The sequence below is a fragment of the Lacipirellula sp. genome (assembly GCF_965279485.1).
In the GTDB taxonomy this organism is placed as follows: domain Bacteria; phylum Planctomycetota; class Planctomycetia; order Pirellulales; family Lacipirellulaceae; genus Lacipirellula.
The window spans coordinates 264,551-279,578 of the sequence record NZ_CBDIIC010000001.1; the positions used below are offsets into that span (position 1 = coordinate 264,551).

Here is a 15,028-nt window from a genome sequence, read left to right on the forward strand (position 1 = left end):
TACTTAACGGAGGCGGGGCGGCGGTTACGGGGAGAATTGCGGAATTTGGGAAATTGTGCCGAACGGGGCGGAAAACGGGTGTTTTCGCTCCTAGCCCCGGGCTTTGCCCGGGGGTCGCGCGGCGCCACGCGCGACGACGTTTTCCGGAATGGCGTCCGACCCCCAGGGCGGAGCCCGGGGCTAGTTGCCCGCCGTGGCAAGCTCAATCGCCAATTCGCGGACGCGGTTCGGGTCGACGTTGGGATTCTTCTTTTTCGCCTGGCCGATCAGCGAGGCGGCGGCTTGGAGTTTGCCGCCCTGAATGTCGGCGACCGTCTTCGGGTTGGCAGCCAGCAACTCTTTTACCAACTCGACGAGGGCCGACTCGTCGACCCGCTCGATTTTCAACTCCGCGAGCGCGGCGGTGATGTCGCAGCCTTGGGCGAGCATCAATTGGAACGCTTCCGGAGCGCGTGTCGAAGGGAGCAATCCATCGTTCACGGCGGTGATCAAGCCAGCCAACTTCGAGGCGCTAATGTCGAATGCATCGATCGCTTGCTCGCGTTCCTTCAACTCGCGGAGCACCTGTTGGGTGACCCAATTGCAGGCGGCTTTCGGGTCGCCCGATTCCCCTGCGACGGCGAGGTAGTAGTCGATGACGGCGCGTCCCTGGTTCACGAGCACGTCGGCGTCGTAGGGCGAAAGGTTGTAGCCTTCGGCGAGCCGCGTTCGTAAGTCGGCGGGGAGTTCGCCGAGCGATTCACGCACCGCTTCCACCTCGGCGGCAGAGGTGATCACCGGCGCCAAGTCGGGGTCGGGGAAGTAGCGATAGTCGCTTGATTCTTCTTTGCTGCGTTGGCCGCGCGTGACGCCGGCGACGTCGTCCCAACCGCGGGTTTGCTTCGGCGCCTCGCCGAGTTGCCGGCCCGTTTCTTGCCACTCGCGGTATTGGCGCGGGGCCTCGTACTCCAGCGCCCGTTCAACGGCGCGGAAACTGTTCATGTTTTTAATTTCGACGATCGGCGTCGCGATTTTCTTGCCATCCTTCTCAAGATGAAGATTGACGTTCGCGTCGACGCGCAAGCTTCCCTCCTGCATGTTGCAGTCGGAGACCGCAATGTAGGTGAGCAGCAATTTTAGTTCGTCAAGAAAGGCCCGCGCTTCGGCGGAACTACGCATATCGGGTTGCGAGACGATCTCCAACAGCGGCGTGCCGGTGCGGTTGAGATCGATCTCACTGTCGGCCTTGCCGTGCGCTTCGTCGTGGACGCTCTTGCCGGCGTCTTCTTCGAGGTGCGCGCGGATGATGCCGATGCGTTTGGGCTCGAACTTATCCTTCGGATCGCTGATCTCAAGATAACCGTCGGCCGACATCGGCAAATCGAACTGGCTGATCTGGTATCCCTTCGGCAAGTCGGGGTAGTAGTACTGCTTCCGATCCCACTTGGTGAACTCGGGGATGTTGCAGTTGAGCGCGACCGCCGTTTTCAGCGAGAGCTCGAACGCGCGGCGATTCATCACCGGCAGCGAACCGGGCATGCCGATGCAAACGGGGCACGTCTGCGTGTTCGGCTCGGCGCCGAACTGCGTGCTGCAGCGGCAAAAGAGCTTGCTCTTCGTCGCCAACTGGACGTGAACCTCAAGGCCGATGACGGTGGTGTAGGGAACGTCGCTCATTTCGCCCCCGCAAGCGTGGGTTGCTTCGTGTGCCAATCAGTTGCCGCTTCGAACATTCGGGCGCCGCGGAGGAGGCGGTCTTCTTCGAGCGGCGGGCCTTGGAGTTGCAAGCCGATGGGAAGGCCTGCCTTGGTCATGCCGCACGGGAGGCTGATCGCCGGGATGCCGGCGAGGTTGGCGCTCACGGTGTAGAGGTCGACCAAGTACATCGCCAGCGGATCGTCGACCATTTCGCCAAGCTTGAACGCCGGGCCCGCGGTGACGGGGCCGACAATAAGATCGACTTGCTTGAACGCTTCGTCGAAGTCGCGGCGGATAAGCCGCCGCACCTTGAGCGCCTTCAGGTAATAAGCGTCATAGTACCCGGCGCTCAGCGCGTAGGCGCCGAGCATAATGCGGCGCTTCACTTCGGGCCCGAAGCCGGCTTCGCGAGTGCTGCGATACATCCGCACCAGCGGCGAGTCGACGTTGTCGGCCGCGGCGCCATTGCCGGCGGCGACGGAGGCTTGGCGTTCCGCGGCGAGATCTGCAATCGCCGACGATTGATCGGCACGGAAGCCGTAGTGCACGCCGTCGTAGCGAGCGAGGTTACTCGAGGCTTCGCTTGGAGCAATCACGTAGTAAGCGGCGACGCCGTACTTGCCGTGCGGCAGGGCGACCTCTTTCACCTCGGCCCCGAGCGATTTGTAAACTTCGATCGCGCTCTTCACCGCGGCGGCGACTTCGGGATCGAGGCCGGCGCCAAAATGCTCCGGCACGATGCCAAGCTTCAAACCGGCAAGCGGTTTGTTGATCGAGTCCGTATAAGGCGGCGTCGGGCGATTGATCGACGTCGAGTCGCGCGGATCGTGACCGGCGACCGCTTCGAGCAACAGTGCGGCGTCTTCGGTCGTCGTCGCGAACGGGCCGACTTGGTCGAGACTGCTCGCAAACGCGACGAGTCCGTAACGGCTGACGCGGCCGTAGGTTGGCTTCATGCCGACGATGCCGCAGAGCCCCGCAGGTTGGCGGATTGAACCGCCGGTATCGGTGCCGATCGCCAACGGAGCGAAGCGCGCCGCCACCGCTGCAGCGGAACCGCCGCTCGAACCGCCCGGCGTCCGCGTCGGATCCCACGGGTTGCGCGTCTGTTGAAAAGCTGAGTTCTCAGTCGAGCCTCCCATGGCGAACTCGTCCATGTTCGTGCGGCCAAGCAGCACCGCGTCGGCCTGCTTCAACCGCGCCACGACCGTCGAATCATACGGCGGGCGGAACTCGGCCAACATCTGCGATGCACAGGTGGTGATCGCCTGCGAGTCGCACAGCACGTCCTTCACCGCGACTGGAATGCCGGCGAGCGGGCCAAGCGTTTCGCCCGCAGCGCGCCGCTTGTCGACGGACTTTGCCTGCTCCAAGGCGCGCTCGCCGTCGACGCGGAGAAAGGCGCCGATCGACTGATCGTGCGCGGCGATGCGATCGAGGCACGCCTGCGTCAGCTCGACGGACGTGAGTTCGCCCGCGGCCAACGACTTGCGAAGCTCCGTGGCGGGGCGATCGACGATAGACATGGGCGGCAAGCTCTCAGCTTCAGCGTTCAGCAGTCAGCCAGACATGCACGCGACGCCGTCGGGCTGACTGCTGAACGCTGACGGCTGAACGCTGACTTGCTACTCACCCAAGACCGGCGGCACCAAATAGCCACGGCCATTTTGCCGCGGAGCATTGGCGAGCGCTGCCTCGCGCGGCAGGCTTGGCGCGACGACGTCTTCCGCAAAGACGTTGGTCACTTCGACGGCATGCGCCATCGGCTCAACGCCTTCGGTGTCGACTTCGGCAAGCTGGTCGACGTAGCCGACGATCTGGGTCAGCTGCTCCGTCATCGTTCCCAGCTCGGCTTCGGTAAGCCGGAGCCGGGCGAGCAGCGCGACCTTTTCAACGTCGGCACGCGTGAGCGCCATCGGGCTTAGGCCTTCGCAGCGCCGACGGGCAGCTTGAACGGAGCGACGCGGACGATCTTCTTCACGCCGCCCGAGCGGATGCACTGGGTACAAACGAGCTGGCTCTTGTTGGAGCCGCCGGCGGTCACGACGTTGACCCGCTGCAGATTAGGCTTGAACGTCCGCTTGGTGATGCCGGTGATCTTGGTACCGACGCCGCCGAGGTACTTCTTCTTACCGCGGATGGTGACCTGGTTACCAACCTGAGGGCCCTTGCCGCAGACTTCGCACTTTCTGGCCATGATCAATCCTGTCTACTTCTCGAAAAACGCTATGTGTCTGGTCGCCGCGAGTGAGGCCGGGCCATCCGATGACCGCTGCCTGAGGCTCACATTGGTGAGCCCGTGGGCGACCAGTATTGATCGGTCGTTGTAGGGTAAACGGCTTAGTATACGGAAGTTACGTCAGACCGCAACGGGGGAAATGGGGGGCGGAGCTGAGGGGTACGCTAGAGATGGTGGCCGGCAATTGAACAGGAGCGAGCCTGTGCGGCATCGCATTCGATTGTCCGCGATATTTCCGCAAGTGCTTTCGGAGAAGGGGTTTGCTGCTCGGAAGTGTCGCCAAAACCTGCGGGAAGGGCGGGTACTTTCTCACTCATGCAGCTAGCATGCCGAGCCCGCACCCCGCCTTGAGCCGCTGCAGAAGCTAGGAAACTAGGCGATTTCGGAGCGGCGCACCACCGAGTGGGTGGGTAGAACATGCTTGCGAGCGCGCTCTCACAACGGCGCGAACGCGTGTTCGCCCGCTGAAATGGCGCCAATTTACCGCTAGGTAATCGCACCGACCGAAGGGAGCTTACTGGCCGCCCAGCGGAGGCAATTTGGGTAGAAAAGGCCGCTATTCGCCGGATGTATGGATTGCGCCCTCCCATGCTCGCCCACAAATTTCTGGTGAGCTAGGCCCCTAAAAGCTTGTTGTGAAGTGGGTATTCCAGGGTTGTTCTAGTATTCGCATCGCAAACGGTGTGGAGAGAGGACGCTCATGAGCGAAAACGAACTTGTTGAAGGTTTGGAAGAAATGGAAGTCGAAGCTGCAGAGGCGACCGAACCGGAACTGGTGCTCTTGGCCGACGTCGCACGCTGCGTCAATGCGGCGTCATGCCAGAATTCGACGCCATTGCTGCGTTCGCTCTAGATACGGAACGATTCGACGGAAGCTTATGCCGATCTGCGAATCGAACTCGAAACCTCGCCGGCGTTCGTGCGAACAAAAACGTGGCTGCTGCAGCAACTGCGGCCAGGCGAAACGTTGACAATCCGCGATCGCGACGTCCAACTCGATCCTGGTTACCTCAACGGGCTGAACGAGGCGGAACTTGGCTTGGCGACATTCCGCATTCGCCATCATGAGAAAGTCCTCCTGGAGGACGTTCGTCAAATTCGAGTACTTGCACGCGACGAGTGGGGCGGGATGCCTTCGATGTCCGAGTTGCTTGCTGCGTTTGTAATGCCAAACGATCCTGCAGTCGCTTCGATCCTGCGCAAAGCCGCCACGATTCTGGAGAACCATCATCTTCCGTCGGCACTCGATGGCTATCAAAGCCACGATCCGCGTCGAGCCTACGTGCTGGCGTCGGCGATTTGGTCAGCTATTGCCGACGAGTCGCTCACGTATGCCAATCCGCCGCGTAGTTTCGAGCAAGTCGGGCAAAAAATTCGACGCCCGGCGACAATTCTCGCCGAACGGTTGGCGACCTGTCTCGACTCGACGCTTTTGTTCGCCGCCGCGCTCGAAGCGGTCGGGCTCAATAGCGCGATCATCATGACCGAGGGGCACAGTTTTGCCGGCGTCTGGCTAATCGAACGAACATTCAAACGCATGGTTGAGTGCGACTGCAGCGAAGTTCGCAAAGCGATCGCGGCGAAGGAATTTGTCACGTTCGAAACCACGCTCGCGACCCAGCGACCGGCGGGGCGTTTCGAAGATGCAATCAACGCCTCGCTGGAAGCGACGCGCGAGTCGCGTGAACAGCAGTTTGCGGCGGTGATCGACGTGACGCGAGCGCGGATGTCGCAGATTCGCCCGCTGGCGTCGCATGAGAAGGCGGAAGCGAACGGGGAGGCGGTGGAAACCGACGGAGCTCCTGCGCTGCACATTCCGACGTCATTCGGCGAATTGCCGGCTGCTGAAACGGAAATCCAGCCGACGACTCCGGCCGGGCGCGTCGAACGTTGGCAGCGAAAGTTGCTCGACTTATCGCTACGCAACCGTTTGCTCAATTTTAAACTCAACAAGCAATCAACGCCCATCCTCTGCCCCGATGTGTCGAAATTGGAAGACCGGCTTGCGGCGGGCGGCAAACTACGGCTCACTTCGCTGCCCGAGCAGAACCCGCACGGCCAGCGCGACGCGCAGCTGCATCGCAAGCAAACGCAGCAAGATCTTGATTTGGAATTCGCTCGGCAAGCGCTGCAACGCGACGAGATTTGTTGCCCGATTTCGTCTAGTGATCTGCAGGGTCGCCTCACGACGCTGTATCGCAACGTACGCAACGATCTCGCTGAAGGAGGTTCGAACACGCTGTTTCTGGCGATTGGCTTTCTGAAGTGGCGACCAAGCGCCGATGATCCGAAGTCGTATCGCGCGCCGCTGCTGTTGGTTCCGGCGAAGTTGATTCGGAGCAGCGCCGTCTCGCCGTTCTGCCTGATGCATCATGAAGACGACGTGCGGTTCAATGCAACGTTGATCCAGCTGCTCAAAAAGGACTTCGGTTGCGACATCTCGCGGTTTGAGACCGAGTTGCCGACCGACGCGAGCGGCATCGACGTGCCGCGAGTCATGGAGCTGATGCGGCAGGCGGTGCGCGACATTCCCGGCTTCGAGGTGATCGACGAGGCGGCGCTCGCGTCGTTTTCGTTCGCGAAGTACCTCATGTGGAAGGACTTGGTCGATCGGGTCTCGAAGTTGGAAGAGAATCGCGTGGTTCGCCATTTGATTCGCGATCCCGACAAGCCGTTCACTTCCGGCGGCGGAGGAGCCATCCCGCTTCCGCATGAAATCGACGTGAAGTACGAGCCGAAGGATATTTATCACCCATTGCCGGCTGATTCGTCGCAACTCGCGGCGGTGATGGCGGCGTCGGAGGGGCAAGACTTCGTCCTCGTCGGCCCTCCCGGGACCGGCAAAAGCCAGACGATCGCCAACATGATTGCTCAGTGTCTGGCGACGGGGCGCACTGTGCTGTTCGTCGCCGAAAAGACGGCGGCGCTGGACGTCGTCCATCGGCGACTGCGCGCTCACGGTTTGGGGGACTGCTGCGTCGAACTCCACTCCAATCGCGCGGAACGCCGCCGGTTTCTTGAGCAGTTGGAGTCTGCCTGGCTAGGCAATCGGCGCGTACAGGGAAGGCAGTGGCTGGAAGTAAGCGAACGACTCCGAATCCGCCGTGACGAACTCAATGCCTACGTCGGGGCGATTCATGCCAAACATTCCAACGGTTGGAGCGTCTTCGACGGACTGGGAACGTCGGTGCGCGGAGCTGAGGATGAATGTCCGAAGCTGGAGTGGCCTCCCGGCGCGCAGCACAACGCCGCCGCTTACCGCGACCTCGAGGCGATCATCGACGACGCGGCGCTGACCTTCGGCAACATCGATCCGAACGTGCGGTTGTCGATGGTGAAGACCGTCGAGTGGTCTGCTGCATGGGAAGCAAAGTTACTCGCTCAGTGCAGTCGTCTGGCGGAAGCTGCGACGCAAATGACCGCGGCCATTTCGCACTTCGGGCATGCGTTGGGGACGCCGGAAATAGTCGATGGATCTTTCGACCGCATCGCCGGTTTAGGGCGGTTGGCGAAGGCGCTGCTTGCAGTCGCCGGGGAAGACGTGCGGATTATTTTCCACAAACAATTCGCTAAATTGCCGGCCGCAGCGGGCGAGTTGAATTCGGCGATCGAGTCTTACCGCAACGCAGGAGCGACATTGCGAGCCGAGTACGGCGAGGATGCGTTGCACAAACTTCCGTTGGACGATCTCGATCAGAAGTGGAGAAAGGCATGCGCGTCTTTCTGGCCGATGTCCTGGTTGGCAAAGCGAAAGGTCGCCAAACTATTGCAGACCTACGCCGCTTCGGGAGCGGCGGCCCCGGCAACGGATCTCGCTGCGATACGGAAGATGCGGGAACAGTTCGAAGCGATCTCTCAGAATCCGCTGGCAGACGGAACGCCGCGTTGGAAACGCCTCGAGACCGACGTTCCCGCATTGCAGAGCCACTTGCAGCGTGCGGGGGAGCTTCGCCAGTCGATTCTGGCCGTCGGTCAGCCGTTAAATGCAACGAATCAAATCACGAAGACGCTGCAACCGACGTTGAAGGGGGCGACGAACTCCTCGGCTGCCCTTGAATTAGCAAGTCAATTCTTGCGTGCGACCGAGCAATTCCTAGCCGCTTTGAGCGACTTTTCGACCATCGCGGGATGCAGCCCGGTAAAGAAGACGTCGGAGACCATCGTCGGCGACTCGCAGCGGGCCGCGGCTTATGTTCAAACCCACCGAACGCAGCTGCAGCGGTGGACTACTTGGTGCGACGTCAAACGACGCGCCGCCACGGCGGGGCTCGCAACGTTCATCGTCGAACTCGAGTCGCGAAGGCTCGCTCCGCGCGATGCGGCGAAGCGATTCAAAACGGCCTACTCAAGATGGTGGTTGCCGATCGCCATCGACCGGAGCAAGACGCTGCAGAAGTTTCAGCGATTCAAGCATGAGGAGGCGATCAGCGACTTTTGCAAGATCGACGAACTCGCGCGGGCCACGGCCGCAGTGCGAGCTCGAGAGGCCGTGGCGCACGATCTCCCGGCGCCAGACGGCGTGCCTAAGCAATCGGAACTTGGATTGTTGCGGCATCAGATGAGTCTCAAGCGGCCGAGCAAGTCAATTCGCGAAGTGATCGGCGGCATGCCCGAATCGTTTGGCAAGCTCGCTCCCTGCTTGCTCATGTCGCCGCTGTCGATCGCGCAGTACTTGCCGACGAACCAGGCGACGTTCGACGTGGTAATCTTCGACGAAGCGTCGCAAATCACCACTTGGGATGCGATCGGCGCCATCGCCCGCGGACGGCAAACGATCATCGTCGGCGATCCGAAACAGCTGCCGCCGACTAACTTCTTCGGCCGAGCCGACGATGACGAGGCGAACGAAGAACTCGAGGATCACGAGAAGGATCTAGAAAGCATTCTTGACGAGGCGCAGGCGTCGGGATTGCCGACGATGCAACTCAATTGGCACTACCGGAGCCGCCATGAATCGCTCATCGCATTCTCGAACTACCACTATTACGGCAACAAGTTGGTGACGTTTCCCGCCGCCGAGTCGGCCGATCGCGGCGTCTCGCTGCGGCACATGCCGGAGAACAAGTATGATCGCGGCAAAAGCCGTACGAATCGCGACGAGGCTGCGGCGATCGTCGCCGACGCCGTGGCGCGAATGCGGCGCTGTCTGGAGTTGCCGGAGGCCGAACGATTGACCTTCGGCGTCATTACATTCAACAGTCAGCAGCAGTCGTTGATTCAAGACTTGCTCGATCAGGCGCAGCGCGACTATCCGGAGCTCGATTGGTACTTCTCGGATGATCGCATCGAGCCGACGATCGTTAAGAACCTCGAAAACGTGCAGGGCGACGAGCGCGACGTCATGTTCTTCTCGATCACTTTCGGCGCCGACGCTGCAGGAAAACTGTCGACGAACTTCGGCGCTCTCAACCGCGACGGCGGCGAGCGTCGCTTGAACGTTGCCGTTACCCGAGCTCGGCAAGAGTTGGTTGTCTATTCGTCCTTCAAGGGGGACCAGATCAGCGCCGACAAAACCGGCAAGCAAGGCGTTCGCGACCTGAAGAATTTCTTGGAGTACGCGGACAAGGGGCCGTTGGCGCTGCTCGCCGCTACGGAGGGTCGGTCGGCAGCTTCGATTCCCCTTTCGAAGAAGCGGTGGCGGCGCGGCTCGCTACGAAAGGATGGCAGGTTGTCCCGCAGGTGGGCGTTTCGGGGTTCCGGATCGATTTGGGCATCGTTCACCCTGACAAGCCAGGCGCGTATTTGGCCGGAATTGAGTGCGATGGCGCTACCTATCATCGAGCGGCGGCAGCGCGCGATCGCGACAAGACGAGGCAGCAGGTTTTGGAAAACCTCGGCTGGAACGTCATCCGCATTTGGTCGCCCGACTGGTGGTACGATTCCGCCGCTGCACTCGAACGCGTCGCCCATCGGCTGGAAGAGTTGCTCAAAAACGATCGCGCTAGCGCGAAAGCGTCGAAACCGCTTGAGTCGATGGCGACCGCGACGGCAGTCGCCGAGGCGGGCAGCGATGGCCACCCTTTGGCGGCTGACGGCGCGAGCTGATGGTAAACGGCGAGGAATTCTATTCCAACGAGGCCCGTAGAAGCGGTGAGCTTTCCACGGTGCTCAGTTCGGCTGCGGTGAACTGAGAATTCCTCTTCGCCGTGAAGCGGTTGGCGGCCGATTCGGTTAGACTCCAGGCTGGGAATGCGATGCGCTCGCGCGGTCGCCTGGGCCAGTCGGCGTGGAGTCAGATCAATGAAGCGCATGCTCAGCGGGACAGCTTGGTGGAGTTGTTTGGCAGCGTTCACCGCGATGGCCGCGCCGCCGGACGAGGTTCCGCATGCGATGGTTCCGGCACTCACTCGGGCAACTGGCGCGTCGCCCGACGATGATCGGCAGGCCGCGGCGGTGGCGGCGCTGGCCCGGGCGGCGAGTCAACCGGGGAGCAGCGTTGATGATCGCTACCGGCCGGATGGTGCAACTAGCGCCGCCACCAACGCGGAGCGAGAAGAAGCTGCGCGGCTTGCCGTTTGGAACAGCGAGGAGATGCTCGAAGCGCGGCGCTACGTGCTTGAGGTCGGCAAGCGATCCGCCCGCTCAAGCGAGCGCGAGGCGCAGGCCTTCTTGAATCGGCTTAGCGCCCTCTCGGCAGAACAAATGACCGTGTGGCTCCAGCGGCTACAAGCACAGCGTCGCGGGATTGCAGTGCAACGGGCCGTCGAGGACGAGGCGCGGGAAGCCCAGCAGGAAGAAGCACTCGCTCTGATGCGTGAGCAAGAAGCCGCGCGGCAAAGCGTTCGGCAGCGGCAAGGCCGCAGCGCCGAGTGGCTGCAGTCGCGGTTCGAGATCGAGCGGTTCCTCACGCAAGAGCGGCAGCAGGGGCGGCGGACAGAGATTGCCTCGGCGCTCGATGCCCAGCGGTTGCGATTTAATCCGTTCTACCCCACGCTCGATCCGATGAGCCCGTCGGCAGCCGCGGCGGCGGCGGCGAGTTTGCCGGGCGACTTGCCGCGGAGCGATCCGCGGAACTTCATTCGCGGCGATGAGGGGATCGACACGGGCGAGAGCGGCGGCGTTGGCTTCGCAGGAGCTACGGCTCCAGCGGCGTCGCCCTCCCCTGCCCCAACGACGGCGCCTTCGGCCGCGCCGGTGGCGGTCGAAGGCGGAGCGTCGGGCGTCGCGGAGGCTGCGGCGGCGAATAGCCCCAACGTCGACGCGACGACCAGCCAGCATGCTCGCCGCGATTAAGGCCAAGGTTTCGGCACGACGCCTTGAATCGCCTTGTCGAGTTCCGTCGTCAGCTTGGCGTGCAGCTTGCCGTCGCCTTCGACCTTCTTCAGTTCGTGGGCGACTTCTTCGGCTTCGGCGGTCCGATCGTTCACCACGAGCAAAGCCACCAGCGTCGCCGAATCATTGAGAAACTTCTTGTTGGCATATTTAATATACGAGTCACCTATTTTGGGGTTCTTTGCCAATTTCTCGGCCATTTTGTAGCTGTTGAGAATCTGCTCGAGCGATTCATCGGCGTCGATGTACTTCCCGCACAGTTCATAATCTTTCGCTCGAATGAGCGCGGGTTCAGCCAACGCGAAGACCCGTTGCGCCGCGTCAGTATCGGCGGCGTCGAGGGCGCGGAAGGCGTCCACTGTCTGCTCCGCGTCGCCTAGCTCGCGGTTGATGCTCGTAAACTCTTGGAAGTCTTCGAACGCGATCTTCCGTCCCTCCTCGGGGGTGATGCGGGCCTTGGCGGCGTCGCGAACCTCGCGAAGCTTCACCAGCGCGGGCGGGTAAGATTGGCCCAACTTCCCCCAGTTGCTGAGGGCGAACGACAACCGGACGCCCGTCAGCGACGGCTGATATTCCAGCGCGTGCTCGTAGAACCACTCGAGCTTCGCGAGCGACTCTTCGTAGCGCTTCGCTTGCGTATCGACGTCGACCTCCTGCAAGATCTTCATCGGATCGGGATCTTTTGGCGGGGTCCAGGCTTCGGCCGACGCCAGACGCGAAATCAACAACACAACCAGTAAAAATCCAAACTTCATGGCAACCAACTCCTTCAAATAAAAGTCCGTGACTACTCATCCGTTACGTAAGTGAAGAAACTCGCAGCCGAGCACGATGAAACGCTCGACTGACTTCCCAGTCTCGCTAGCTTCCCAGTCCCGCTAACGAGTGTTCGATTGCCGTCAGCCGGCCGTTGTGTTCGCTCACGCAGACATCGATCCCTTGGGCGAACGCCTGCGCTGCGTGCTCGTCGTTGAACGTGCTCAGCAAATCAATCGCGGTCGCCAGCCGCTCATCAGCCGCATCGCGAGCTTCCGATCGCGCGGCAGCCAATTGCATGAGCTGCTCGCTCGGCTCAGCTGAGGGGCCCGGCGCCTGCCGCCACATGTTCAGCCCCCACAAGAGGCTCGCCGCCACGGCCATGGCCAGCGACCGTCGCACGAGTTGCCGTTTCGTCCAGCGCTGTGATGCCGGCCGCTCAACGACGACGGCAGAAGCCCGCGCCGCCGCTGCTTCGTCGAAGACTTGCATTGCCCGCTCGCGGACCTCGCGTCGGTGCGCGTCGCGAATCGAATCGTCAAACGAGCAGCCTTGCAGTAGTTCGCCGAAATTGTCGTTGGCTTCGTTCATGTGATGACTCCTAAATCGCGTCGCAGTTTTTCAATGGCCCGCATTTCCGCCGTCCGCACGGCGCCCGGACGCATCCTCAAGATTTCAGCAATCTGGCGGTGCGGCATACTCTCGAAGTAGCGGAGCACCACGATCGATTGATCACGCAAACTCAGTCGCAGGAGCGACTGATAGACGCTCGGCCACTCGAGCGCCGCGAAGCTGCCAACGTTCTTTGCCTCTGGCGACGAATTGACGGCCCCATTTTGGGCCGCCGCCAGCAGCAGCCGGTCGCGTCGCTCGCTCTTCCGCAAATGGGCATTCACTTGATTCGCGGCGATGGCGTAGACCCACCGCATGAAGTCGCGATGCCCGCCGCCGCAAAAACCGTGCATCGACCGCGCGACGTTCAGAAAGACTTCGGCGGTCACCTCCTCGGCGTCGTCCCACCGAAACAGCCGTCGCCGGCAGTAGCGAAAAATCGGGGGATAGCAGCGATCGCAGAGCTCGCCGAACGCCTCGCGATCGGTCCGAGCCCGAACCAGCAAGGCGTCGTCGTCGTTCGGCGAATCTGGTACATCGTGCGTCATACCCCTAATAATGCGCGGACGGGGGCGATGTCACAGGAGAAGAGTGAGAAAGTTCGTTGCTTGATGCGGGGCGCGGCGAGGGGGTGGCATTTTTGGCCGCGGCTGGCCGACCGGAGATTGCGCGTCGTGGTAGATATCGAGGCACAGAGAGAACGTCTGTTTCCGCCCAGTGGCCACGGCGATGCGAAAGCCACCCGGTTGCGAGAGGGTGAATTTTGTCGCCACACGCGTTTTTGGCGACACAATTCGGAAGTTGTTGGGTTCGTTGGGTTTGCGGCGAAGCTGTCGGCGGCAGAAATGCCAAGAGTGGCAGAATGGGGCGTCTCGGAGGGAGCGGGCGCGTCGCTGGCGACCGTGCGGCTTGCTCGCCTCCCCCGCCGAGGGCGAGCCGGCTGGCGACCAACGGTGCTATGAGCGGCCGAAGTGCGAATGGAGCATGGCCCCCTCCCGACGGATGACGCGTAGGCACCGCGGTGGCGCGGAACATGGACATGCGACCACTATAGCGAATTGAGTGGCCATTTTCTAGATGGTATTTTCAGGATTAAACCAAAGCTTACGCTGGAGCATATTTACTAAAGAGGTTGCCGCCAGATCGACATATCTATTCCGCTAATAACGTGCCTTGCAAATGGAATCACTTGCGCTAGCTTTCGAAATGTCAGTCGGATCTGTCGAGCATGAACAGCTCGCATCGACGGCGTGGATGGGTGGGGAGCTCGTCACGGTCAGGTACTGGCTTGGGCGACTGATTGGCCGGAACCTGTTTAGAGAATCAGACCAAGCGGTTGGCAGCGCGCTGCAGCGTTACTTGCATACGGCTGGGTTTGCTGAAGGGTCGCGATTAGCGGAAGATCGTGCCGCTTGGGGACCTGTCGCTGAGTATCTGCAGTCTGTTTGCCTTACCGCCAAACGCGGGCGTGTATCACGCGGTGCATCGAAGATCGCAGTGATCGAAGCATTCCTAGCCGATCCAACGTCCTCAGATTCGCAACTAGCGGTGACGGCGAACACAACGGAGAAGCAGGTTAGTTGCAATCCGAATGTGAAGGTTCTTCGAAAAGTTTGGCTTCGAATGAATCGTAGTAATGCTTGAATAAGAAATGAGTCGTCGTAAGTAACTAACCGTTTAGGTCTCATGTAGCCTTCCCTTCAGGCTACTTGCACGCCAACGAGTAGTCGTATTTTCACCTCGCTTCGCAATGGCGACACGCCAGTGGCGCCCGGCGTTCGGCTTGGGCGACGAGCGCGCGGTGGGTGGCGCCGGTAGTTGAGTTCGACGACGAAGACTTGCTCGCCGGGATCTAAACTTGGCTGTTTCGACAACTCACTCGCCCCGCGAATCTGGCGGGGCAATCTTTCTCGTTTCGCTCGTGCCATACGAATGCGTATCATCAGCGTTCCATGAACGACGATTCCTCGGCCAAGGCGATTCAGACGCTGCGATACATGCAGATATTTGCATGCTGGGGAATGCTGGCGGGAGTTGGCTTGTCGCTCATCGATCACGCGTGGTGTGTGGCTGCCTTTTCGATATCCGCGATGATGTTGGTGTTCTCCACGATCGGGATCTCGATTTTTGAGTGGCGAAAGCGGAACTGGCGGGTGTCTATGAGAGGCCTATTTCTCGCGATGACGTTCGTGGCCGCGATCTTGGGAGTCTGGGCTGCACTGGGGCTGTTCGGCTAACCGCCGGCGGACGCGGATAGCGAACCTTCCGCCGGCTGCTTTGCGGGCGGTGTGCAGCTGGCAGGTTTCTCCTTTGGCTGAGCTACTCGTCTTTTTCGCCTCTTCGTTCAATTTCGTCGGAGCACCGCCGAGCGGTTTCCTCGTCTGGAAACTCAGCCAATCCGGCGATATCCGAAACGGGCAACCAGACCGGCAAGCCATCCCTAGCGTTGCCAGGAGTGTGCAATATTATCAC

11 protein-coding genes and 1 pseudogene are annotated in these 15,028 nt (G+C 61.2%); 5 read left to right on the top strand and 7 right to left on the bottom strand.

Annotated elements, in window-relative coordinates:
- Positions 1–180: 180 nt before the first annotated feature.
- From gatB to rpmB, 4 genes are all read right to left on the bottom strand, one after another.
- A complete protein-coding gene (gatB, locus tag ACQY7R_RS01135; protein ID WP_428303762.1) occupies positions 181–1,656 on the bottom strand; it encodes an Asp-tRNA(Asn)/Glu-tRNA(Gln) amidotransferase subunit GatB in 1,476 nt (491 codons plus the stop codon).
- Complete coding sequence (locus ACQY7R_RS01140; protein ID WP_428303763.1) at positions 1,653–3,203, bottom strand: Asp-tRNA(Asn)/Glu-tRNA(Gln) amidotransferase subunit GatA; 1,551 nt, start codon at positions 3,201–3,203, stop codon at positions 1,653–1,655. The genes gatB and ACQY7R_RS01140 overlap by 4 nt, the downstream gene beginning before the upstream one ends.
- A gap of 99 nt (positions 3,204–3,302) precedes the next feature.
- Positions 3,303–3,593, bottom strand: a complete 291-nt coding sequence (gene gatC, locus ACQY7R_RS01145; protein ID WP_428303764.1) for an Asp-tRNA(Asn)/Glu-tRNA(Gln) amidotransferase subunit GatC — start codon at positions 3,591–3,593, stop codon at positions 3,303–3,305.
- Between the two features lie 5 nt (positions 3,594–3,598).
- Positions 3,599–3,874: a 50S ribosomal protein L28 gene (gene rpmB / locus ACQY7R_RS01150; RefSeq protein ID WP_428303765.1), complete on the bottom strand. Its 276-nt coding sequence runs from the start codon at positions 3,872–3,874 to the stop codon at positions 3,599–3,601.
- 742 nt (positions 3,875–4,616) lie between these two features.
- Between rpmB and ACQY7R_RS01155 the strand changes: the two genes are divergently transcribed.
- The 4 genes and pseudogenes from ACQY7R_RS01155 to ACQY7R_RS01170 all read left to right on the top strand — a co-directional run bounded on the left by ACQY7R_RS01155 (position 4,617) and on the right by ACQY7R_RS01170 (position 11,149).
- Complete coding sequence (locus tag ACQY7R_RS01155) at positions 4,617–4,769, top strand: hypothetical protein (protein WP_428303766.1); 153 nt, start codon at positions 4,617–4,619, stop codon at positions 4,767–4,769.
- 873 nt (positions 4,770–5,642) lie between these two features.
- Positions 5,643–9,380: pseudogene (locus ACQY7R_RS01160) on the top strand (DUF4011 domain-containing protein); the annotation flags it as partial.
- Positions 9,381–9,595: 215 nt separating this feature from the next.
- The gene (locus tag ACQY7R_RS01165) at positions 9,596–9,961 is read left to right on the top strand and encodes a DUF559 domain-containing protein (protein ID WP_428304973.1); all 366 of its coding nucleotides are present in this window, start codon (positions 9,596–9,598) and stop codon (positions 9,959–9,961) included.
- 195 nt (positions 9,962–10,156) lie between these two features.
- Positions 10,157–11,149, top strand: a complete 993-nt coding sequence (locus ACQY7R_RS01170) for a hypothetical protein (protein ID WP_428303767.1) — start codon at positions 10,157–10,159, stop codon at positions 11,147–11,149.
- Here the strand turns inward: ACQY7R_RS01170 and ACQY7R_RS01175 are convergent.
- The 3 genes from ACQY7R_RS01175 to ACQY7R_RS01185 form a co-directional block, all read right to left on the bottom strand.
- Positions 11,146–11,943, bottom strand: coding sequence for a hypothetical protein (locus ACQY7R_RS01175; protein WP_428303768.1), 798 nt, complete (start codon positions 11,941–11,943; stop codon positions 11,146–11,148). The genes ACQY7R_RS01170 and ACQY7R_RS01175 overlap by 4 nt on opposite strands.
- 106 nt (positions 11,944–12,049) lie before the next feature.
- Positions 12,050–12,535 carry a hypothetical protein gene (locus ACQY7R_RS01180; protein WP_428303769.1) on the bottom strand — a complete coding sequence of 162 codons (486 nt, stop codon included), beginning with the start codon at positions 12,533–12,535 and terminating at the stop codon, positions 12,050–12,052.
- Positions 12,532–13,104, bottom strand: a complete 573-nt coding sequence (locus ACQY7R_RS01185) for an RNA polymerase sigma factor (protein WP_428303770.1) — start codon at positions 13,102–13,104, stop codon at positions 12,532–12,534. Before ACQY7R_RS01185 ends, ACQY7R_RS01180 begins: the two co-directional genes overlap by 4 nt.
- Positions 13,105–14,508: 1,404 nt before the next feature.
- On the opposite strand from ACQY7R_RS01185, the gene ACQY7R_RS01190 reads away from it, so the two are divergent.
- Positions 14,509–14,793, top strand: a complete 285-nt coding sequence (locus tag ACQY7R_RS01190) for a hypothetical protein (protein WP_428303771.1) — start codon at positions 14,509–14,511, stop codon at positions 14,791–14,793.
- Positions 14,794–15,028 lie beyond the last annotated feature (235 nt).